At 49.5% G+C, this 20,450-nt stretch carries 13 protein-coding genes, 2 rRNA genes and 1 pseudogene (1 of these 16 only partly in view); 8 read left to right on the top strand and 8 right to left on the bottom strand.

From position 1 onward, the window contains the following. The 4 genes from ACO6UX_RS22780 to ACO6UX_RS22795 form a co-directional block, all read left to right on the top strand. Positions 1 to 1,648: ribosomal RNA gene (locus ACO6UX_RS22780) — 23S ribosomal RNA — on the top strand (it extends 1,692 nt beyond the left edge of the window). A 148-nt stretch (positions 1,649 to 1,796) separates the two neighbouring features. Then, positions 1,797 to 1,912, top strand: a 5S ribosomal RNA gene (gene rrf, locus ACO6UX_RS22785). A gap of 174 nt (positions 1,913 to 2,086) precedes the next feature. Continuing rightward, a complete protein-coding gene (locus ACO6UX_RS22790) occupies positions 2,087 to 2,623 on the top strand; it encodes a hypothetical protein (RefSeq protein ID WP_422450602.1) in 537 nt (178 codons plus the stop codon). Beyond that, entirely contained in the window at positions 2,620 to 3,804 is a 1,185-nt protein-coding gene (locus ACO6UX_RS22795; RefSeq protein ID WP_422450603.1) for an iron-containing alcohol dehydrogenase, read from the top strand. Before ACO6UX_RS22790 ends, ACO6UX_RS22795 begins: the two co-directional genes overlap by 4 nt. Here ACO6UX_RS22795 and ACO6UX_RS22800 read toward each other — a convergent pair. The 5 genes from ACO6UX_RS22800 to ACO6UX_RS22820 all read right to left on the bottom strand — a co-directional run bounded on the left by ACO6UX_RS22800 (position 3,793) and on the right by ACO6UX_RS22820 (position 15,113). Next, complete coding sequence (locus tag ACO6UX_RS22800) at positions 3,793 to 4,779, bottom strand: Wadjet anti-phage system protein JetD domain-containing protein (RefSeq protein ID WP_422450604.1); 987 nt, start codon at positions 4,777 to 4,779, stop codon at positions 3,793 to 3,795. The two genes, ACO6UX_RS22795 and ACO6UX_RS22800, sit on opposite strands and share 12 nt — an antisense overlap. Then, complete coding sequence (gene mukB, locus ACO6UX_RS22805; RefSeq protein ID WP_422450605.1) at positions 4,776 to 9,212, bottom strand: chromosome partition protein MukB; 4,437 nt, start codon at positions 9,210 to 9,212, stop codon at positions 4,776 to 4,778. The genes ACO6UX_RS22800 and mukB overlap by 4 nt, the downstream gene beginning before the upstream one ends. Continuing rightward, positions 9,209 to 9,985 carry a chromosome partition protein MukE gene (locus ACO6UX_RS22810; protein ID WP_422450606.1) on the bottom strand — a complete coding sequence of 259 codons (777 nt, stop codon included), beginning with the start codon at positions 9,983 to 9,985 and terminating at the stop codon, positions 9,209 to 9,211. Before ACO6UX_RS22810 ends, mukB begins: the two co-directional genes overlap by 4 nt. Further along, positions 9,975 to 11,339: a hypothetical protein gene (locus ACO6UX_RS22815; RefSeq protein WP_422450607.1), complete on the bottom strand. Its 1,365-nt coding sequence runs from the start codon at positions 11,337 to 11,339 to the stop codon at positions 9,975 to 9,977. Before ACO6UX_RS22815 ends, ACO6UX_RS22810 begins: the two co-directional genes overlap by 11 nt. Before the next feature lie 201 nt (positions 11,340 to 11,540). After that, a complete protein-coding gene (locus ACO6UX_RS22820) occupies positions 11,541 to 15,113 on the bottom strand; it encodes a DUF4116 domain-containing protein (protein WP_422450608.1) in 3,573 nt (1,190 codons plus the stop codon). 71 nt (positions 15,114 to 15,184) lie between these two features. Between ACO6UX_RS22820 and ACO6UX_RS22825 the strand changes: the two are divergent. Together ACO6UX_RS22825 and ACO6UX_RS22830 are read left to right on the top strand one after the other, a co-directional pair. After that, positions 15,185 to 15,319, top strand: a pseudogene (locus ACO6UX_RS22825) (arsenical-resistance protein); the annotation flags it as partial. Between the two features lie 132 nt (positions 15,320 to 15,451). Beyond that, positions 15,452 to 16,546, top strand: a complete 1,095-nt coding sequence (locus ACO6UX_RS22830; RefSeq protein ID WP_422450609.1) for a hypothetical protein — start codon at positions 15,452 to 15,454, stop codon at positions 16,544 to 16,546. Between the two features lie 275 nt (positions 16,547 to 16,821). On the opposite strand, the gene ACO6UX_RS22835 is transcribed toward ACO6UX_RS22830, so the two are convergent. After that, the gene (locus ACO6UX_RS22835) at positions 16,822 to 17,100 is read right to left on the bottom strand and encodes a hypothetical protein (protein ID WP_422450610.1); all 279 of its coding nucleotides are present in this window, start codon (positions 17,098 to 17,100) and stop codon (positions 16,822 to 16,824) included. A gap of 95 nt (positions 17,101 to 17,195) precedes the next feature. Between ACO6UX_RS22835 and ACO6UX_RS22840 the strand changes: the two genes are divergently transcribed. After that, the gene (locus tag ACO6UX_RS22840) at positions 17,196 to 17,372 is read left to right on the top strand and encodes a hypothetical protein (RefSeq protein ID WP_422450611.1); all 177 of its coding nucleotides are present in this window, start codon (positions 17,196 to 17,198) and stop codon (positions 17,370 to 17,372) included. Between the two features lie 189 nt (positions 17,373 to 17,561). Here the strand turns inward: ACO6UX_RS22840 and ACO6UX_RS22845 are convergent, their stop codons facing one another. Then, positions 17,562 to 18,074, bottom strand: coding sequence for a phage integrase N-terminal SAM-like domain-containing protein (locus ACO6UX_RS22845; RefSeq protein WP_422450612.1), 513 nt, complete (start codon positions 18,072 to 18,074; stop codon positions 17,562 to 17,564). Between the two features lie 299 nt (positions 18,075 to 18,373). Here ACO6UX_RS22845 and ACO6UX_RS22850 point away from each other — a divergent pair, with 299 nt between their 5' ends. Further along, entirely contained in the window at positions 18,374 to 18,856 is a 483-nt protein-coding gene (locus ACO6UX_RS22850; RefSeq protein ID WP_422450613.1) for a tetratricopeptide repeat protein, read from the top strand. Between the two features lie 369 nt (positions 18,857 to 19,225). On the opposite strand, the gene ACO6UX_RS22855 is transcribed toward ACO6UX_RS22850, so the two are convergent. Then, a complete protein-coding gene (locus ACO6UX_RS22855) occupies positions 19,226 to 20,206 on the bottom strand; it encodes a transposase (protein WP_422450614.1) in 981 nt (326 codons plus the stop codon). Between the last annotated feature and the right edge of the window lie 244 nt (positions 20,207 to 20,450).

Consider the following 20,450-nt stretch of genomic DNA (forward strand, 5'->3'; position numbering starts at 1 on the left):
TAACGACAAGGGGAGTGAGAAGCTCCCCCGCCGGAAGACCAAGGGTTCCTGCGCAACGCTAATCGGCGCAGGGTGAGTCGGCCCCTAAGGTGAGGTCGAAAGACGTAATCGATGGGAAACAGGTCAATATTCCTGTACCCCTTCTGACTGCGATGGAGTGACGGAGAAGGCTAGGTCAGCGCAGCGTTGGTTGTCTGCGTTTAAGATAGTAGGCAAGGGATCCAGGCAAATCCGGATCGCTCTCTTAATTGAGAATGCCGAGAATTGATGACGAGGTTCTACGGAACTGAAGTGATTGATGCCATGCTTCCAGGAAAAACTTCTAAGCTTCAGGTCAGAAGGGACCGTACCCCAAACCGACACAGGTGGTCAGGTAGAGAATACCAAGGCGCTTGAGAGAACTCGGGTGAAGGAACTAGGCAAAATGGCACCGTAACTTCGGGAGAAGGTGCGCCGGCTTTGGTGATCGGACTTGCTCCGTAAGCTGAGGCTGGTCGAAGATACCAGGTGGCTGCGACTGTTTATTAAAAACACAGCACTGTGCAAACACGAAAGTGGACGTATACGGTGTGACGCCTGCCCGGTGCCGGAAGGTTAATTGATGGGGTTATCTTCGGAGAAGCTCTTGATCGAAGCCCCGGTAAACGGCGGCCGTAACTATAACGGTCCTAAGGTAGCGAAATTCCTTGTCGGGTAAGTTCCGACCTGCACGAATGGCGTAACGATGGCCACGCTGTCTCCACCCGAGACTCAGTGAAATTGAAATCGCTGTTAAGATGCAGCGTATCCGCGGCTAGACGGAAAGACCCCGTGAACCTTTACTACAGCTTCACAGTGGATCTTGATGTTGCTTGTGTAGGATAGGTGGGAGGCTTTGAAGCGGTGACGCCAGTCATCGTGGAGCCATCCTTGAAATACCACCCTGGCAATATTGAGGTTCTAACCCGGGTCCCGAAACGGGATCGGGGACATTGTGTGGTGGGTAGTTTGACTGGGGCGGTCTCCTCCCAAAGAGTAACGGAGGAGCACGAAGGTGTGCTAAGTACGGTCGGACATCGTACGGTTAGTGTAAAGGCACAAGCACGCTTGACTGCGAGAGGTACATCTCGAGCAGGTACGAAAGTAGGTCTTAGTGATCCGGTGGTTCTGAATGGAAGGGCCATCGCTCAACGGATAAAAGGTACTCCGGGGATAACAGGCTGATACCGCCCAAGAGTTCACATCGACGGCGGTGTTTGGCACCTCGATGTCGGCTCATCACATCCTGGGGCTGAAGCCGGTCCCAAGGGTATGGCTGTTCGCCATTTAAAGTGGTACGCGAGCTGGGTTTAGAACGTCGTGAGACAGTTCGGTCCCTATCTGCCGTGGACGTTGGAAGTTTGAGAAGAGCTGCTCCTAGTACGAGAGGACCGGAGTGGACGGACCACTGGTGTTCGGGTTGTGTCGCCAGACGCATTGCCCGGTAGCTATGTTCGGACGGGATAACCGCTGAAAGCATCTAAGCGGGAAGCCCCCTTCAAGATGAAACTTCCCTGACTCCCAGAGAGTCCTGAAGAGCCGTTAAAGACTATGACGTTGATAGGTTGGGTGTGTAAGTGCTGTGAGGCATTGAGCTAACCAATACTAATGACTCGTGCGGCTTGACCATATAACGCCAAAGCGATTTGCGAATCAGTTGACAGTGGTCAGTGGCCAGTTGTCAGTTGGAGCCATACGCATAGAGTGTGAAGCAAGAAAACAGCTTAATTAAAGGATTCCATCTAGAGACTGGTTTCTAGTCTCTAGTATCTAATTAGCCTGGCGACCATAGAAGGTTAGAACCACCTGATCCCATCCCGAACTCAGCAGTGAAATGACCGATCGCCGATGGTAGTGTGGGGTCTCCCCATGTGAGAGTAGGTCATCGCCAGGCACCCAACAGAAAAGTCCAGTTGAGCAATCAACTGGGCTTTTTTTATGTGCTAAATCTATTTCATTGTCTTGAATAACGCTCCCTATATAGCCGACCATCTTCTGATTGTGGATAATATCACCCGGAAATAACAACAATAATTATTGCCCGGCGGTTCGCTGGCAGGAGCTTCAGGTGACCCCATCCCTTCCCGTTATCTGGCGCATAAAGCGTTTGTATGTCCGTTTTATGCTGGCTTTTATTGGTCATGGGCTGGCTAAGGCTTGTCGGACTGACAGGCTGATTCAGCAGGAAATCGAATCATTGCCCGATGGTTTTACCTTTTCCATGAGTGTTATGCCCCGTGGCCCGTGTTTGTATATGAAGAAAAGTGGCGGGCGAATAAAACCGGGTCGTAAAAGCAGTGAAACCAAGCCCGATGTGGATATTCAATTCAAACATCTCGCCCACGCTTTTAATACGCTCTCTTTTCTGGAAGGCACAACCGATGCCTTTGCCAGGGAGCGAATGGTGGTAGATGGCGATCTTTCCGCTTCCATGAAACTGGTCCGTTGCTTTGAGCGACTGGAAGCGATCGCACTTCCCCGGTTTATAGGCCGGAAAATCATGCGTCATTACCCGGATATTTCCTTAACGGAAAAGCTGATGGGGGCAGTTCAAATCTATCTGGGCGTGTTTGCCGGTTTTGTTATGGGGGTGTTTGCCAAATGAGCCGCAGTTATTATGAATTCTTTAATCCGGTCAAAATCGTTTCAGGTAATGAAGCCCTGGAGCATATCCCATTCGAACTGGCCAGCCTTGGGGTAAAGAAGCCATTGATTATTACCGATGGCGGGGTGCTCAACGCCGGTTTAATTGAGCCCGTCAAGCGGGCTCTGGTGGTTGACGGGGTTTCGATGGCGGGGGTCTATAGTGATGTACCGCCAGACTCATCAACCAGTGTCGTATCTGCCATCACCCGGTTTTATCGTGAGCATGGCGCGGATGGCATTATTGCCATTGGTGGTGGGTCGGTGATTGATACATCAAAGGCGGTCAATATTCTCGTGTCCGAAGGTGGTGATGATCTTCTGGCTTACAGCGGTTCTGGTGCGCTGACTAAACGACTAAAGCCGTTATTTATCCTGCCAACCACGGCAGGTACCGGTTCAGAAGTGACCAAAGTTGCGGTTATTCGGGATGATGCCACGGGTCGTAAAGTGCCTTATAGCTCTTCATTTCTGATGCCTGATGTGGCGGTTCTTGATCCACGGATGACTTTGACACTGCCACCACATATCACCGCTGCCACCGCCATGGATGCCATGACCCATGCCATTGAAGCGTTTCTGGGGACGGCCAAGAATCCGATCAGTGATGCCTATGCCGTTGCAGCGATCAAAGGCATACGGGAAAACCTGCTTCGGGTGCTTGCCACACCTGATAGCCAGGATCTCCGACTGAAGCTGGCAGAATCAGCCACCATGGCGGGCATTGCCTTTTCCAACTCCATGGTTGGGCTGGTCCATGCCATCGGGCACTCGCTTGGGGCGATAACCCATCTTCCCCACGGCGTCTGCATGAGTCTGATGTTGCCTTATGTTCTGGAATACAACCTGCCCCGGTGTGAACAGGCGATCGGTGAGCTGCTGCTTCCCCTGGCCGGTGCCGATTTTTACAACAAAGTACCCGAACAGCGGCGGGCGGCTGAAACCATTATCTATATTCGCGCCATGCGGGATGAACTGTTTGAGCAAACAGGGCTGCCAAGAACATTGTCAGAAAGTGGCAAGGTGCATGAGTCGCAACTGGAAGACATTGCTCGTATGAGTATCGACGATGGTGCACTGCTCTATAACCGGGTCGATGCCAGTTATGAGCAGGTACTGGGGCTGTTGAAGTCAGCCTGGTAGGTCGCTATCAAAAAGACATCGGATCTCATCCAACAGGCGGGAGTCCAGTACGATGGCCTCCTGCTCCATCCATCTTGCATCATCGGCAAGGGTATTGATAAAGGGGTGTTGTGCGTACTTTCTGGATTGAGGACAGATATCTTTCCGCCAGGCAATTTTCCCCTGTTTTATTCCCAGCTTGAAATGGGGCTGATACTCGTTCCACCAGTCAGGAATTAATAACTTCAGTGGTTTATTCAGAGCCCGGGCCAGTGATGCGGCAATATCAAGTCCCTTCTGATCCAGGTCGCCAAAGTGACACCATTGGTAGTCCGGAAAAAACGACAGTAGCTTTAACGCCAGCTTTTGATTATTCCCCGGAACGAACAGGGCAATAACATTTTCCGGTAAGGGCAGGTGTTGCCAGGCACCGGCATTTTCCACCGTGATGATATTTATTGGCGCTTCACACTGTATACTTTGCAGCTTGCCCAGTGCAGTTTCATTGATGATGACCGCATCTGAAAAGGCCATTTCATTCCGACAATTAATAACCCTTCCAGCAAAATGCAGCTGACATTCCATTCGGGTGCGGAGTTGAATCAGTTCGCTGTCTCTTGTTGCTATACCAGAAGGTGTTGCCGCCTGTTTCTTGGAGTGTTCGCCCCAAATAGCATTAACTACACGGCTATGGATATGCCCTGGTAACGGTGATATCAGATGCTGGGTGAGAAATGCTTCCCTTGTTTCACCCTGCTCCAGTGACGTTTGCCAGTGGCTGCCGAACTGCCTTTCCATATACTCCAGGAAACTCAGGCGGTCATGGGCGGTTCTCAGGGCAAAATCATTGTTTCTTTGGCGAAAGCTACACTGCTCGACCCAGCCCACCTTTATGAGGTGTGTCAGAAAGGCCGACATTTGCCGACCTTTCTGACGATAGCTGTCTGCTAACAAGTCTAATGCAATCGGTATGGCATCTTCTGGCTGGAATGTCACGATTCAGCCCCCTGGGGCAGCCTGCCTTTTACGCCAGAGAAAATAACATGCTCGTAAGGTTCCATCAGGCGTACCATCCGATAAGTAATGCCATTTTTGGGCAGCACATTATCCGGCGCACCAACCAGCAGTTGCAGGGATTGATGGTCACAGAGCTCTTCCAGAGTGGCCAGTGCCCTGGCATCAAGCCGTGCCGCTTCATCCAGAAATAACAGACGACTGGCGGCGTGTCCTTTGCCATCGCGGTTATTGCTAGCGACTTCCCATGAATGCAGCACCATGGTGAGAATGGCCAGACCGGTGCCAATGGCTTCACCGGTGGAAAGGTTGGTCGGGTTGGCTGGTTCATACTGACTGCTGCCAGCCCGCTGAATCAGAATATTCAGGCGAATGTACTCACGATAATCCAGCAGTTTATCGCCAACAATGGTACCCCCGGTTTCCTTCTTAAAGAGGTATTCCAGCGCCGCCTCCACGGTGATATCGGGTTTGCGGAACAGGTCTGCGTAAAATTCCTGCTGCAAGGCATCCAGTATTTTCTGGAAACTGTCGATCACTTCCAGCTCAATTTTGATTGCCCGGATAGTACCAAAATGCACACTGGACAGGGCAGCGTTCAGCTGATGAATCTGTTTGCGTTCTTTGTTGATCTTGCGCTGAATGTTCTGCCCGAGACTGTCCGATTCGGCGAGGAAGCGTTTCTCGGCGTCTTTTAACAGGGTTTCCAGACGAGTCAGCCGCTCTTCCAGCAACTCCAGGTTTTGCCTTGGGTCATCCGATTGATACAACGTTTTATCCATGCGCTGGGCAAGATACGTTTGTGAATCAATAAAGCATTGGAACAGTGCTGGCAAATCCGTGCTGCTGCCTTTCTCTATTTGTTGATAAAGACTGTCCTGGCCATTTTTCTGTTCATTCTTCTGTTCATTTTCGAGAGCCTTTGCCAATGCGACCCTTGCCGTCGCCAAACCGTCACGTAACGCGTCACTGTCCTGATTCAGCAGGTGATGAATATGCAGCCGATGTCGTAAACCGGACTGTTCTGCCTGTTGCACAATCCGTTCATGGCTGGTGGTGGCGTGTTGCGCTTTAGGTTCCAGCTGATGAATATCCGCTATGGTATCACTGAGTCGCTCCTCGACTTTTTTCCGTTCTGCTGCAACAGTACTTTGAGCGATGTTTTGCTGTTTGATTTCCTGAATAAGTTCAGACTTTTCTGTCTTGATGCGGGTTAACTGTGCAGCACACTCTTCCTTCAGACCCACTTTCCAGGTCAGAGGAATATCAAAAATTTGTCGTTTGAGCTCTGATTGCTGATGACTATTTTGACTCAGGAGAGCATTGATAGAGTGGATGCTTTTCTCAAGTGAGTGGCACTGCTCACGAAGTTGTGTCGCATACTGGTTTTGCCGTTGCTCCTGCTGTTGTTTAGTCTCGTACTCATTCCTGAGTTGATTTTGCAGATTCTCTTTTTCTTCCTGCCGTGCGACAGACTCTGCAAAGCGCAGATTAGGGGCTTTGTCCATGGCCGACGTCAGAAGGTCTTTCTGCTGGTGGTAATGGCTTAACTGCTGCTTCAGCTGTTCCAGCTCTGCTCGCAGGGCATCCAGATTCTCTACCGGTGGCTGCTGAATATAGAAGCGATGCTCATTGAGCTGCCGAATCGTCTGCTGATGTTTGTCCACCCAGGCTTTAGCGTCAGTGGCACTTTGCAGTTGCTCATGGAGAGCCTCTAATGATTGGCGATCGGGGTCGTCATTCAATAGCCAGGCACTGGTTTGCCACTGTTCAAGACAACGAACAACACCATTCAGACTGGTTTTCTGCTGCTCGGCATCGGCCAGATCAACCGTCAGTGATTCGACCTGGGCTTCCAGCTGCTCCAGTTGCCCGGTAAGCTCATTAACCGGCGGCTTCTGAACGCCAAGCCACTGGCTTTTGGCGGACAGCTGATCGAGAAGTTGCTGGCATTTCTCCAACTGTCGTTTGCCAATGGCCAGTTCCTGCAGCTGATCCAGCAGCTGTTCTTCCTGCTGCCGCAGTCTTTCCTGCTCTTTCTCCCGGGCCAGTCGGCCAATGGTCGGGAACTCAGGTTCCCGGCTTAAACGGGCAACATTGCTGGCGATTTCTACCAGTACACTGCCGTCTTCTTTCTGCTCAAGGGGGGTATGGAGATACTCTTCTTCCGAAAAAGACGCTCCCGGTGTGCCACCCAGTAGCCAGACATGATCCGGGCGATCGCTTTCTTCGCGGATAATAGTGGCAGCTTTGCTGATGTCCCGAACCTGGATGGCGTGGCGTAACGGGCCAAACTTGGCCTCCAGCCAGGCCGCCTCTTCCAGGGAGATATCATCGTTATCAAAATAGTCACTGATCACCACTCCGCCGGTCATCTCCGCCAGCTTTTGCAGTTGTTGCAGCTCTTTTGATGCCTTGATTTCCAGCTGGGCCATGCGGGAGCGCAGCTCTTCCAGATGCTTGCCGAGCTGCACATTGGCCTGCAGGTTTTCCTGCTGTTCCTGGCTGATTTGCTGGCGCAGGGTGATAAAGTCATTGTGGCTATCCATCAGGGCAGCCGGGCGGATGGCTTGAATCGCCTGACCCAGTCTGCGAGCATCCAGCCAGTGAATATTATCCTGACGGGCCTGGGTAAGGCTGCCCTGGATTTGTACCATTGTCTGTCTGGATTGCTGGATTTGTCCGCCAAGGGTATCTATTTTCTGTTGCTGGAATTGTTGCTCATGAGTGGCGGTGTTCAGGCTGGTGTTCCAGCTGGCTTCATCCTGAATACTGTTGCGCCATTCTTCGGGAAGCATCGCAACGGCCTGTTGCAGCTTCTTCAGTTGCTCTTCTTCTTTCTGGCGCTGTTGCTGCTGCCTGATCAATACCGGTATCTGTGCAGCCAGTGTTGTTTGTTGCTCATGGTAATGTCGCCAGTGGTCGCTGCGGCTGGCTGCCTGTTTCAGATCAATATCGGTATCACCAAACGTCGCCAGCAGAGACAGGGTTGCCTCGAAATGCCCGCGAATGGTTTCCGCCTCATCCAGTAGTGGCTTCTGGCTGTAATAGCGGCCGGAAACGTCCTTTTCAGCCTGCAGCAACGTTCCCATTAACGGAGTGAGTGCGTCTGCCGACAGGTCTGGCTGGTTAAAGCTGTCACGTACTTCATTCAACGCCCTGAGGGCGGCAAGGTATAATCCGGCTTTTCGGGCTTCTTCAGAATAGGCCTGCTCGACACTGGTCAGCTGTTTTACCAGTTGTGCAATATCATCCTGCAGGCGCTTAAGCTCAGCGGACTCTTCTGCATACTGGCTTTCCAGTAATGCGTTCTGTTCGCTCAGCTCTTCCAGCTGCTGGTTATGGTTGCTCTGCTCATTTTCCAGTCTTTGCAGATCGGTATGCAGTCGTTCAAGGTTTTTGGCATGATCCAGACGCTCGTCAGCGTCTTCTTCACGGCTTGCCAGTTCACTGTCCAGGGTATCCAGGGTCAGTAATCGTGCTTCAATGGCTGACAGCTGTTGTTTTTTAGTTTCCAGCTCCAGTTGTGCCTGATGCTCTTGCTGACGTTTATCTTTCAGCTCAGCCTGAAGTTTGGCCTGTTGCTTTTCTGACCATGCCAGAACATGTTCGCCAAGGGCATAGCTGGACTCCAGAATCTCCCGGATGACTTTCCGGTCACTGCGGGTGCTTTCTATCTGGCGACGGGTTCGCTGGGTCTGTTGCAAGGCACTTTGCATGGAGCCAATGGATTGGCGTACCTGATCATCCGCCGGCAGCAGATAATCCCTCAGTCCTTTTTGCAGCTCAGACGACAAGCCGCCGTAGAGGCTGGTTTCCAGCATGCGGTAATAACGCTGGCGATCCTGGCTGTTTTCCATTCGGCGGGGAATAATCCGCTGCTCGAACTGCCAGTTCATATACTGGGCGGTGGTGTTGAAGATTTGCAGTTCACCGCCCATCATGGTGACCTGATTTCTCAGGGCTTTGCCATCCAGGGGTTCGTATAAGCCATTTTCGCCGGGTACCGGCCTCATCACCAGATCACGCACCGGAACATCATCATCGACACCGGTAATGGCAAACAGTTTCAGCTCGACTTTCGGCTGGCTCAGGCGGCGAATCTGGACACCCGCTATTGCCCGCCTGCCGTCGTAAAGTTCGTAATCCACCAGGCTGTAACAGGTACCGGCACTGATGCGTCCCCAGATTCCATTATCACTGCGATCCTGTCCGCTGTCGGAGTTGTTACGCAGGCGAACCAGACGATTGTCGGGTACCCGGTTTATCAGCAAGGCACCCATAATGGTGGTCTTACCGGCACCGTTATGGCCGATGAGGTTGCTCATTAATGGGTGCATGTCCAGAGTCTTGAAGAAGACACCCCGGAAGTTAACCAGGGTCAGGCTGCGGATCTGGGTTCTTTTCTGGCTCATGCTTCCTGCTCTTGTTCAAGGGCCTGTTCAGATATAACGGTGTCGTCTTCAACGTGACGCTTTTCTTGTGGTGCGTTTTCCGGATTATCTTCCGGATCAGAAGTTTCCTGCATCACAGGTTCTTCATCGTCATTCAGGCTGATATAACCGTCACGAACCAGCTGCGCCATGGCTGCCCTGGCGGCTTCTGGTGACGAAGCCGTTGAGCGAACAGGATCAATAAATCGCAGCAACGGTGCCTGGGTCTGCAGACGGCTGGCCTGGTTGCCTTCCAGCCTTACCATGCCCAGCCTGGCCAGCTGTCGGATGGCCTTACGCAGGGTTTCCATGGCTTTTTCACGGTCTGCCTGGGTCTCGATTTTTTTTCGTTCCAGCAGTTGGCAAAGGTATTCATTGTCCAGCAGCAGTCGCAGCCGCTCGTAGATTGCATCGGCGGATATCCAGCCACTGCCTTCCAGTTGCTCGGGGTCGAGATGGAACATGGCCAGCACCTGACCGACGACCATGGTCAGTTCATCCAGTTTTCTGGCACGAATCAGGCTTTTACCGGCAGTGCCGGGGCGGAGGTAGTAATACGCTTCCGGTGCCTGAACAAGGTCAATACCATAGCGGAGGTAGTGTTCGACCAGCAGGGAAAAACCGTCCTGGATAATATTGAAAATCCGGTGGTGGCGAGCGTCGATATGTTCACCCCGACGCAGCCGGGTATCCAGTTCCGGGAAGCATTCATCATTGATCAGGTCGGCGATCTGCTGGTAGGGGTTATCGGTCAACAATCGGTTTCTCTCTTTCCTGGCGGAGTGTGTTAGGAGTCAGACTCAGGCGTTCCACGTAAAACTCGGGAGCGATGGCCGGGAGAACCGCATGCCACTGATGATCTGCAATGTTCTGCCGGTTTTGCTGGTGGCCCATTTCAGTCAGGGCGCTGAACAGCCAGCCTGCGACCATGTTCAGTTTTTCCATAGGCCACTGGCTGGCCAGCTGTTCCAGTGCCTGTTCGTAGGATGGCAGTATTTTGGACTGTTGCTCCTGCCTGACCAGCCATTCCTTAACCTGCTGCTTCAGGGCATCAAAGTCTTCGATGGCCGTCAGTTCACCTTCATCATGGATTACCCGTGCCAGATTTTCTTTCGCCCGGGGTGGTTCAATATCCCGCAATCGGGCCAGCGGATCTTCATTGGCGTAGCGCAGATACCAGGGCAATGCCTGATAACTTCGGATGCCTTCCCGCACCCGCTCCATCAATGCCTTGCGCTCATCCATGGTGACAAACTGACGCAGGTATTGATGAACCCGGTGGTGGAAACCTTCCCAATGGTTCATGCGTTCGCTGCTCCAGTGCTCAATACGGTCAAGATGTTGCTCCAGCCGGATAACACTGTTGATGGCATCGTGTCGACTGGCCTGTTCACAATAGCGGGAAATGGCGTCCAGCAGTGAACGAAGTTCGTGGCACGAGGCCAATAGCAGTTGCTGTAAATCCTGAAGATGATTCTGGGTGCTGGTCAGCAACTGTTCGCACTGGCTGATGCTGTTTTGCCAGTCCTGCTTCAGCAGTTCCACCACTTCTTTGCGGGTGTTGATGGCATCCTGGTCCAGCTGACGCTGACGATGATCAATGGAGGTGACCAGCTGGTTGACGGTAATGTTCAATGGCGCTTCTACCTGAAGCTTCCAGAACGGTTCGTTGCCCCCCTGTTCCGCAGAATCCCTGATCTCTCTGAGGTGCGTGGCAACCGTCATAAACAGGGTACTCAGTGCTTCTTTTGACGCTTCCATACCGACACACACGGAATCGACAATCTGTTCGGACAGCGGTGTGATCAGATAAGCGTGATGTCGATGCCCACTGCCTTCAAGGCAGATCAAAAGGTGCTGCTGAAGGAGACGGCGGATCACGTCGTTACAGCGCTTTGAAGAATCCTCACTGTTATCGTCCAGTCGTGCTTTTTCCACGTTTTGGAATACCACATGCAGCTCTTCTTCACTGAATTCCGGTTGTGATTCCGTTTCTTTCCAATAGCGCAGTGCTGCCAGGTAGGCGAGATCAGCAGGTTGCAGTTTAAGGCTGATACCCTGAGTCAGGATGGTGCTGATCAGTGACGGGATGTTTTTTGATGCTGGCAATCACTACTCCATCAGTCATAAGGTGCTGTATTGGGGGAAGGTGGGGCAGAACCTGGTTAAGGCCGGTTAAGCCGGATTTATTATGAGAAAAACTGATAACAGGGTAAAGCAATAAACTGATTATTCGCTGGAATGTCTTTTAATTCCTCAGTCTTAAACAGTAGGAAGACCGAGGAGTTCATTGAAGAGCAGATTATTGGCCTATTGCGTGAATCCAGTGTCCTTGTTCCGGGCGGCAGCTTGAATATCCGGATCAGATTTCAGTCTGTCGCTGAGATATTTGTAAATGCGGGCATCTCTTGAGAGCAGTGGCAGGACAAAATCCTTGTCATTTTTGATATCTGTACTGGCATACTTAATTGCACGGCCATCACTTTTAATGGCAAGAATTACCAGGGATTTATCCTCTTTGAGACGATCGCTGGCATATTTTAATAACAGCCATTGCTGTCCTATTGCAGACTTGGCTATTTCAATATCATCCCTGAATTCGTCGGAGATATAACTGAATAACTTTGGGTTTTGTTCCACCAGGAAAAGCACCAGATCCCTGTCGTGATCTAAATTATAATCCTCACGCAAGAGTTGAATAGAAACCTTTGGAAAGAAGGCTTCAATGGCCATGTGAGCTAGCAGTTCCTTTATTATTTTTGCAGCATCATCCGGCTTAAGGAGTTCGCTGGCATCGGTAAAGATTTGGCGAAGTCCTGAACTTCTATACGGGGCTCGAAATGCATTAAGAATACCATAAGCTTCTTTGGCTATTTCATGGAAGAACCTGTATTCGTCGTCCAGATAATCAACGAACGCATAATCTTTGTAATATGACAGTATTTCGCGGCTTTCAAATACATCCACTACCAGGCAATGTTTGAATGTCCAGTTATTTATGGCGTCGCTCAGCCCGTTTTGGCACTTATTAACCAGCGTTTCAAAATACCACTTATCAGTATTTTTATCGCACTTAAAACTGTTGATTGATATATCCATGGAGGTCAGTCCTCTCAAAGCAGTCACCAATTTCACAAAGCCATCCTGTAATGCTGATGTGGTATTAACCTGAGTGTATTCTATGGTCATTTTCCCCGCGCTTTGATTAAAACTGATCGCCATTGGCCGTGAACTGCTATCAATCGATGCACAACGAAGTGTCTGGACCAAAAACCAGAAACGCTTCAATTTGCCCTGTAAGTGTTTATTTTCCTTGTCTTGGGTAAATTTATCAGAGATGTCGAGGCGAAGTGTACGACCCTTGCCTCCCTCGGCCTGTTCCAGCATTGCTATGGTGCAGACGTGCACCCCGAGGGCTGCATTAATAAAAGCGGCATCCACCATATTAAGCATGCGTAGCTTTGATACGTTAAGTTTGTGCAGTACCGAGATGCAATTGTCGTTTAATAGTCCGCAAACTCCTTGGGGGAGTATATTAATCAGCGTTCTATAATCTGTGATTTTGGTAATTTGTCCCTGCCCTGATGCTTCTGCCACCGGGGCGAGAGCATTAACAAATCGCTGATGAAGCCAGTAAATCAGGTCGTGAGCAGAATGGATATCGTTCACTTCTTTGGGCTGGTTCAGTTTTTGCAATTTATCCAGCAAGGCCTGACAATCTCTCAGCCATTGCCTGAAATTCACGGGCTGGTCGGGTAATTCCTGGTCGGTGGTCAGCAGCGGCAACACCACTTTCGAGCGCAGGTTAACAATGGCATCTTTCAGGCAATTGCTTTGTTTTTCAAGGAGTAGGAGCTCCTCGGTAAAGGGTTGGACTTCAGATGGTTTTGCATTCGATTCAGGCACGGCGGCCAGAGCCAAAAAGCCCTTATAACCCGATACAAACTGTTGTAAATCCCCCTGTAGCTGCTGAATCTCAATGCCAAGCTGTTGTAATAGTTTTGATCGGTTTGCTGACATGCTGACGGCCTTACTTCGTCCCGGGCCAAGGCAGCGACTGATTAATCGATCAGGGTGAAAATAGTCCAGCAAGCGGTTATTTTGGCGATTCAGCCAGGCAAAACCTTCGTCGACCCGGGTGAAGTCGGGTGGTTCTGCAGCACCGGTTGCGGGTGAGCTGATGATATCCTGACCGGAAGTGGTGCTGTTGGTCTGCCAGTAGGCAGACTGGTCGCCGGTCTGCAAATAGGCTCCGGGGCTGTCGGCAAAACTGCCTGCCACCAGTGTTACCTGTTGTCCGCTGGCTTGGGTTAATGCCTCAGAATACTGAGAACCAGCCACCAGACAGGGTATACCCGCCTGACGCAGGGTGATGGCAACATGATCGGTGGTTCCCCCATCTTTGAACACACAGCCGCCTAAACGTTTTAAAATATCCGGTGCCAGCATCCAGTCACTGGCGTGTTCGGCAAACAGAATGGCACCGAGCGGAATCTGTTCCGCGTTGACCGGTTCGGTGACCACCAGGGCCACACCACTGCAGCAACCTTCACTGACCATGATTCCCTCAGCCAGTGGCAGGGAGGGAGGTGCTGCACAAAAATGGGTACTGCCCGGCAGCTGGGTCACTGGCCGGCACTGGAACAGGTGGAGTTGCCCGTCTTTCACGCCGAACTCAATATCTACCGGGCAGCAGAACATATCTGCCAGCTGTTCTGTATATTCCTGCAGTTTTTGCAATATCTCCTCAGTAAGCATGATGTCTTTGCCATCGGTGCTTACCGTGGTGCTCCGTTCGATATAACCCGCTTCACCGGTCTCTTCACTGGAGATTTTTTCCAGGACAAACTGTGTCGTAACGTCTCCTGGGGTAAATTGCCGAACCGGTTTACTGTTTTCGTCATCACCGCGTCTGATCGTATAGCGATGGGGGCGGATGCCTGAACTTCCACAGACGGCCCCCCGGGGTTGACCCTGTGCAAATTCAATCTGCATGGTACCCTCCCCTTCCTGCAGTGTTAAGTCGCTGAACACTACGCCCCCCAGCTGACAATGGATGCATTGCTGCAGGACCAGCGCCATGGGTTTTACCCGCCCGGAGGGGCAGACTTCCGGCCGGTAAGCGGACGACAGGACTTGCAGGCAGGTTTTCAGGATATCGCCGCCACCATGAACCCGGGAATCATAACGACCGGCCTGGGCATCGCCGGAGCGGTCTTCATCCACGCCGGAACTTCGGACAATGCAGGCCTCATTGGATGGTTGCCGGAGCGTGAGGTAGAGATGACGAATATCCTCGGCAGCACCGATATTTTTGACTTGTTGGTAGAAATCCTCACTGGCAATAAACCCGGATAAACCCTTGAGACATTGCGCCTGTTGCTGATGGGGGAGTTCGGCAACGATCGTGCGCAATTGTTCCAGGCTGTATGGTTCGTGGCTCCAGCTGTGTAAATCTGGCAGAAAAGGCAACAGGCATTTTGCGGGGAAAGGGTGTTGCTCCAGCTTGGCGACCAGGGTTGTGTCAACCACAGTGAAGGGTGGAACCGGGATGTTAGCCTGTTGCATACGGTGCAGAAACAGTCCCTTGCCGCCCATAAAGGCCCGGGTTTGCCTGTCAGTGGTGGGTGGCAAGATGGCAGGTTGCAAGTCATGGTTGGCAAGCCTGCGGTTGTCCGTAACCGGAAGTTCGATGTCACGAGTGGATAATGGAGAAGAGTGGGTGGTTTCGTATGAATGATCCTTAATAAACCGTTTGCAAGGAGTGGGGGCATGACTGGCAAGAATGACAGGACCAGCGGATTTGAATGCTGCGTGGCAGTCAGTTTTATGAGCAGGTATGGGTGACATAAAGCACCGTGTTGTTGGTAGAGCGCTATCCATAATTGTGATTTCTATAAAATTTTCTTTATTGGACCAGTGCTTTTGAAAAAAGTTTCAACAAATAGGACTTCAGTCTTTTTGGTCTGAACTCCGGCGCTGCCCTGGCGACAGTGGTCGGTGTATTGGTTGAAGTGCCGATCATGCTGGCGCTGGTGGCTTATGCCAATCGTACCCGCGATCGTTTTCCGGTTGCTCGCGCAGGTTAATTATCTTCCCGTTGACTACTGAAATGTCGAAGTTATTAAATGACAGCTCCTTAAGGCACGCCCTAAAAAAGGCACTAGCATTGTCGAAGATACTTTCTGACCGGATTTTTCAGAATTCACAGGGGATCTACCATGCGTTCTTTGCCTTCCAGGGATCAAGTGTGTCAAACGCTTCAAAATCTTGCCAATACAGGGGGTATTGATCAGCCAGTCCGCCTGAGTGGCAGTCATCAACTGAAAACAGACATACCAAAAGGTAACTGGATGAGGCGAACGGTCAAACCATTAACGCCTCAGGATACAGTCTCCATCCATGGTCGGCAGAAACAAGAAGCTGTCGATTTGATCAGTCGATATTCTGATAAACCATTGATGACAAGAGAAATCACTGTAAGCGAAATCACTGTAGGGCAAGCCTTGCTGTTACTTCAGTCACCAGCATCAGATAAAGAATTTATTGAATGTGTGAATTCAGACCAGTTAAAGCTTGAAACAGATATCGGTAAAATAATTTTCAACGATTATCTGGAACAAAAAATATCAAACCAATCTGAACATTCGGTTGACCCTCTTGGCAAAGTCAATCGCTTGATTGAAGAAATACCTGACTCCTCTGAAGCCGCCAGAACTCTGGCTGATCAGTGGTTGTTAAGTCAGAAAATGAAACTTTTGGACAATACCCCTGCGTGTGAAAAAGTTGTGCAGGAAGCTCTGAGCACACCAGATTCCAGCATGGGCAAGCCGTCATTTGACGACCAGGAGTACTTTCAGCATGTAAGACAGGTTTTACCTGACTATTTGCAAAGGGTAGAAATGGTGGCAAATTTACCAGCTTCGGAGCTGGAAATATTGAAAAAGACAATGGAGGAAAAAGGGGTACCACCATCCGATCCGCTCTACCAGACTACGTTGGCCCATATTGCTTCAGCATCAGGGCAAAATCCTGACGTTGCTATCAAAACAACCATAGAAAGTTACCAGGATTATCTGACTCTCATCGAAAACGAGAAACAAGCAGTAAGCCAGTCATTAAAAGAAGACCGGCTTGAACTCGAAAAGTTTGAAGAAGAAAAAGCAACAATGAGTAAAGAGGACATACAGGAGTCTTTATGGGTAGGCCATACTGGTGTTCGTATTGCCAGTAATGAAAATAGATTGACAGTACTCAATGAATGGAGTGATTTAATGCAAGTAGAGCTGAAACGCTTAAACTCAGAATCGCTTTGAGTTCTCCCATGCATTGAGGCAGATCACGTTGGTTGAGTTTAATGATATTGCTGTTCGCCTGTAGCCGTTAACTCAGGAACTGATGAGATAGCTGAGTAAGACCGTGTTTGAGAGCATCAGAGAAATTCGGCTCTGATGCTCTTCTGCTCAACAGGCCCTATGCTTTCTTCTTCTGATAAACCTTCACGCCACCGGTCTCCCCACATTTTCCTGCCATCCCGGCCAAGCCCTGAAGTCGGTATCCATTGCCGTGCATAAGGGACAGGTGACCAGCGTTATGGGGCGCAATGGTGTTGACGAATGAGAAGTTCTAGCCGGTTTATTTTTTCATCGGTACGCTTAAAACCTGCAATCATGGCTTCAGCCAAAGCAGAAACATCGGCTTTAACACCCGCAAGCTCACGATCTTGTTGGGCAAACCGTGTACGCATCTCCTGTCGTGTTGCCAGTATCTCCTGATGGGTATCACCAGTGATTTTGATGAGATTACGAACTGCACTGTCCAGCGAATCAAAATGGGATTCAAGTTTCTCCACTCTGGCTTCCAATGACATACTGCATACCATTACGTTTATTGTTTGAGACATGAGCATAGCAAACAATAAAGACTGGCACAGAGACAACTAACACCCGCCTCTGGCACAATCCTGTGGCAGGGCAGGGGGCGGTCATTGGTCTGGTTCGTGACCGGGGTGAGGCGGCTATTCTGCTGGTTGAGCCGTTCTTTGAGTTTGCCAGGCGGATACTGGACCAAGGCGAGGTTGCCCTGGCAGGAACCGGCGACGCCATGGATGAAGTTGCCGTTCGCCGTTTAATTACTGTTTGATAACCGGTAATTGTATTCGGTGTCAGCGCTGGTGGCCTGATTTAAAAAGGTATTTTGATAAACAGTTCGATGGTAACATTTTACTCCTATACAACTATTTTCAAATTGTCGTGTAAATTACAACTGCCTTAATACTCAAGGAAATGGCATAGAGGGGCGGTAGTGTGAGTGCTGTTCAGAAATTTTTTATCAGCGATCAACCGGTCTTAAAACCGCTTTACCACCCTTGCCATGGCGAACGGTAATTTCCATGCGCCCAAAATCAACAGCCTGAACTTTAAGATGCAGAGCTTCCTTCAGTCGAAGACCGGCACCATACATTAATTGGGCGACTAATAATAATGGTGTACCTTTGAGATAGGACAAGACAGAGTTGGCTTCAGTCACCGAAAACACAACAGGGAGTTTTTTGGGGCGTTTGGATTTTTGCCAGTCATTGATCGTGAAACTGTCACGCCTCAGCACTTGTTTGTACAAAAAGACCAGGGCACTCAATGCCTGCTGCTGAGTACTGACAGCAACGTGCTTTTTCATCACCAGATAAGTGAGAAAATCACGGACATCATCGCCAGCCAGTAAATCGGGATGACGCATTTTATGAAATTTTATAAAGCGTTTAATCCAGTCCCAGTAGCTGCGCTCGGTAGACAGAGAATAACCGGTAGAGCGAATGGCAATTTGAAAACGTTCTTGTAATCTCATATAAGTCCTGCTTGATACTGTAATTTTATACAGTAAAAGCTAGTTCGTATATGCAGAAAATCAACTGAATGGTTAACCTGTTGTTTTGAATGAAAATAAAGCAATCTGTAATCACACGGGTTGCTTGACCGAAAAATATACGAATTACAAAATACGAATCAGAAGATATAGCCTTTAAAATGCAGAACGCTGTGTAAGTCACGCTGTATGGGGGTATCGGCTGGTGTGTATAGCGAATCTACAGTATGTTATACGAAACTGATTCGTGTAAACGACTGTTATGAGCCTAAAGGAACATTATGGAATCAATCATTACCCATGCAATTAACTTACGGAAAGAAGAAAGGTTTACAGATTCAATAAGAGCTTTGGAAAAGCTGGTAGATGACGAAAACTATTCGGGACAAGCATTCTTACAAATCGCATGGAATTATGATGCTCAAGGACTTGAGCGAGAAGCTATACCTAACTATAAAAAGGCACTTGATGGTGTTTTATCTTATGATGAAAGGTTTGACTGCCTATTAGGACTGGCAAGCAGTTTAAGATGCATTGGAAACTATAGCGAGGCAGATATCTACTTTAAATTATTGCTCTCAGATTACCAGGACAAAGATGAAATAATTCCTTTCTATGCAATGAATTTATACAATCTCGGAAATCATAAAAAATCTGTCCAATTGTTACTTCATACATTGTTGAAAACTACAAACTCAACAGATATCAAAGCATATAAAAATGCAATCAACATTTATGCACAAAATCTAGATCAAACGTGGTAGTCCGTGCAACCGGCTCATAAATCGGGTAAGGGCTGGTCTTTCTCCAACCCTCCCCACAGCACCCGGCATGCGGGTCCGCACCGGGCGGTTCAACGATGATGGTGAAACCTGACCCATAAGTCTTTCAATGAAAGATAAAAAGAAAGGACACCCATTTTTTAAAAAGTCAAGAGAGTACGTCATTTATTCATTTTTTAAATGATAGTATTGATCATTGTAAGAATTTCTCATTCATACCAAACAGGAAGCGTATAAAAAGCACTAAGTAACAGCCAGAGAGAAGACACTATCAAGACAATATAAGAAAGCAATATAAGAAAGAGCATTCAGAAAATTCTGGCCACATTAAAGTCAATGAAAATATGTTGATCAGGCAGGATAGAGAGCACCACTCACAGACACCCCATGAACCCAGCATTTTCCGGTGCTTTCTGCATAAGCCTTCAGTGAAGCCAGCTTGCCGACTGCGCGGTGAAAACGATTATTCCACCGCATAGTCTCCAACCATTCTTTTGGGTCAATACCCAAGCGCTCCAGGATAGGTGGTACATCGTCAGTTATACGACCACGTTTGCCTTTTCGGACAATTCGGCCAGACCAGTCAACCAGTTCAAAGTAGCTACTGAGTGGGTATGGAATCGCCTGTTCCGGGTTTTGACCCTGAGCTTTTAACGGCTTCAAGGGTGCTTTTTGTTTTTTTCCGTTTACGCTGTCGTATGACTCAATGCGCTCTTTAATAGAGGTATGTTCTGAGGTTTCCAGCGTTGCTGCAATTTTTGCCCGGATGGGGTTTAAGTCGACATAGGCCATGCAAGTCAGCAATGCTGCCTCATCTAACAGAGCCTGACTTTTGTAACGACCTTCCCAAAAGCGCCCTTTGCACTCATCCTCCTTATTGGCCAGCCGGGCTAAGTATTCGTTGAGACAGCGCATGAACCAGCTGATATCCATTAAGCGACCTCGGTACTCCTGGGCATATTCTTCGACTCGCAGCAGCTCTGCTTTGCCCAGCTGATCGCCGACAAGAAAACGCTGAACCAGGTGCGGACCTGCAAACAGCTGCGTCCAACGTTGTAAGACTTCTTTGGTGCCCCATTTTTTGGCTTGCTGACTATTGATATGGAGCACCACATGATAATGATTCGACATCACCGCATAAGCACAGACTTCCAGGGAAAAAATACCAGAAAGCGCTTTCAACCGATCAACCACCCACTGCCTGCGATGCTCATAGTTTTTGCCTGAGAAATTATCTTTGCCGCATAGGAAGGCCCTGCGAACGCAGCGTGCCATGCAGTGGTAGTAGGGCGTACTGGCTGGATCTATGAGGTTTTTTCGGGCGGTCGTCATGTCATTTATTTTGGTTACTGGGTAGATTTCCTTAATGCCCTTAAGAGGCTCCAGAAGAAAAATAGACAGTGTGGCCGATTAGTCAAATTTTTGGGTGTCCTTATTTTCTTTATTTTCCTCCCGATACGGGGCTTATTTGACTGGTTCACCATCGATAACTGGGAAGATCTGTTTACAGCGATTATTGAAGGCAGGAGTGTCAGCTTAAAACACTTGATGGTTGACACCACATAGGGGAGTTTCT

The organism is Endozoicomonas sp. ALB091, from assembly GCF_049310265.1.
In the GTDB taxonomy this organism is placed as follows: domain Bacteria; phylum Pseudomonadota; class Gammaproteobacteria; order Pseudomonadales; family Endozoicomonadaceae; genus Endozoicomonas.

What these genes read in the sequence shown, in the direction of transcription:
- ACO6UX_RS22795 (WP_422450603.1), top strand. Translation starts at nt 2,620, where the DNA reads ATGAGCCGCAGTTATTATGAATTCTTTAATCCGGTCAAAATCGTTTCA.
- mukB (WP_422450605.1), bottom strand. Translation starts at nt 9,212, where the DNA reads ATGAGCCAGAAAAGAACCCAGATCCGCAGCCTGACCCTGGTTAACTTC.
- ACO6UX_RS22820 (WP_422450608.1), bottom strand. Translation starts at nt 15,113, where the DNA reads ATGGATAGCGCTCTACCAACAACACGGTGCTTTATGTCACCCATACCT.
- ACO6UX_RS22830 (WP_422450609.1), top strand. Translation starts at nt 15,452, where the DNA reads ATGCGTTCTTTGCCTTCCAGGGATCAAGTGTGTCAAACGCTTCAAAAT.
- ACO6UX_RS22835 (WP_422450610.1), bottom strand. Translation starts at nt 17,100, where the DNA reads ATGTCATTGGAAGCCAGAGTGGAGAAACTTGAATCCCATTTTGATTCG.
- ACO6UX_RS22845 (WP_422450612.1), bottom strand. Translation starts at nt 18,074, where the DNA reads ATGAGATTACAAGAACGTTTTCAAATTGCCATTCGCTCTACCGGTTAT.
- ACO6UX_RS22850 (WP_422450613.1), top strand. Translation starts at nt 18,374, where the DNA reads ATGGAATCAATCATTACCCATGCAATTAACTTACGGAAAGAAGAAAGG.
- ACO6UX_RS22855 (WP_422450614.1), bottom strand. Translation starts at nt 20,206, where the DNA reads ATGACGACCGCCCGAAAAAACCTCATAGATCCAGCCAGTACGCCCTAC.